Here is a 1,911-nt window from a genome sequence, read left to right on the forward strand (position 1 = left end):
CGCGCATCGGTCATGTCCACGAGCCTAAGCGGTCGCCGGTTACAGCCTGCGCCAGGTCCAGGTCGTGGAGACCTCCAGCGGATCGACGGGCGTCATGTTCGGCTGGATAAACAGCGTGACGCTCATCCAAAATTTTAAGCATTTCTTTTTTAAGTTCATGCGCATCGACGCCAGGTTTTAGAATATAATCCTGGTGCATAACGTGATCAAGTAAGTGACCATAATAAATTTTGTGTTCTATTTTGTCTTCAATCTCTTTAGGCAAATGCTCGAACCACTTATAATCATTACTTGCCAACGCTATATCTAGTGGCAAAATGTCAATACTATCCTGTTTTAATTCTTGATATCGAATCGCAACCCCAGCTGTTACATAGCGGTGAGTTGCCGCTTTACTGGTCTCATTGGCATCGGCTTCAAAGTAGTCGCCACTGGCTTTGTCAAAATAAGATTTGAGATACTCTCGCGCTTCTTCAATACCATTACCAGCCATTTTCAATTGTAGGTAATGGTCGTACTTTTCGTAATAATCATCTAACCGCTTTGGTATTTGATTAGGAAATAAATTACTTAATGTTTGAAGCAAACGATCTGGGAAATAAGGTTTGAAAAACGGAATGTGCTTCAAAAAGCGTTCGCCCCATGCTTTTAGCGCAAACATTTGGGGCAAATGACCCGTACCAATTTTTTCAATCACAATTAGTGAGTCTTTACCATATTTCTTGGCCAATTTATAAGCATTTTTATGCATATATTCACCAGAAACAGGCAATTCTTTGAATGTCGTCATAATATGGCGACGAATATCTTCCAACTCATCGGGATTATTCGTTCCAATGTAAAACATTTGTGTTTTTTTATCCATTGGGAATGTATCTAAGCGGACAGCCAATGCCGCAACGTGACCGGACGATCCAGATACTTCATACAATTCTTTAGGATTTGCATTGTATCGAATAGGCTTATCAGATTCAACGTCACGCACAACCTGTTCATGATGGAACATTGAACCATGATGTTCAGTAGCTGGTACTTGATTCAAATCAAAATTGCGGTTCTGCAAATTAGTAATAATCTCTTCGGGCGTTTTGCCCAAATCAATGCCTAAATGGTTAACTAAGTGCATTTCGTCATGTTCATCAATCCAAACATACAATGATAGCTCTGTATAAGCTGGACCTCTTCTGATCAAAGCACCACCAGAATTGTTGTTAATACCACCAATGACCGATGCACCCAAATTAGATGAGCCAATGACTGAATGTGGTTCACGTTTAAGTGGTCGCAATTCATTTTCTAAGTGAAACAGTGTCGTACCGGGGAATGCTAGTACTTGTTCCCCATTATTGATTAACTGTAAATCTTTAATTTTCATGCCGTTCACAACAACTGCAGAACGGTCATAACCTGGGGCTGGTACGGATCCCTCAGTCAAACTAGTGTTGGCTGCTTGCATAATAATGATAATATTGTTATCATGCAAAACATTAAGCACACGCCACATTGCCATTAAAGTGGTTGGAAATACGACTGCAACTGCATCGCCCTTACCTGAGCGGTACCCTTTCCTAAAACGTAAAGATTTTGCTTTGTTAGTAATAACATTTTTTTTACCAACAACATTGACTAGTTCTTCGACTAAGTCCATATTAACTTCTCCCCTCTATAACGTTTGTAAAAAACGTTTTAATCATTACGCTTTCAATGATACGCTTTTTTTGATATTTTGGTTAATAGGTAGATTGTAAAATTAATCCGACGCTGTTCGGACAAAAAAGACCAGCTTCCTTTAAAATGGTGTTTATCACAAACCCATTTTTAGGAGCCGATCTTTTGTCTAGTAGGTTCTGTTGCAAAGTTTTCCAAAAAATCTATTTTAGTGTAAAATTGAGAAAAAAGACAGAGAGGACA

1 protein-coding gene is annotated in these 1,911 nt (G+C 39.2%); it reads right to left on the bottom strand.

Annotated features, from left to right (window positions below):
* Nucleotides 1–10 precede the first annotated feature (10 nt).
* Complete coding sequence (dld, locus tag AB0M26_RS31825) at nucleotides 11–1,648, bottom strand: D-lactate dehydrogenase (RefSeq protein ID WP_365266500.1); 1,638 nt, start codon at nucleotides 1,646–1,648, stop codon at nucleotides 11–13.
* Nucleotides 1,649–1,911: the final 263 nt, after the last annotated feature.

Source organism: Streptomyces sp. NPDC051776, from assembly GCF_040681345.1.
In the GTDB taxonomy this organism is placed as follows: domain Bacteria; phylum Actinomycetota; class Actinomycetes; order Streptomycetales; family Streptomycetaceae; genus Streptomyces.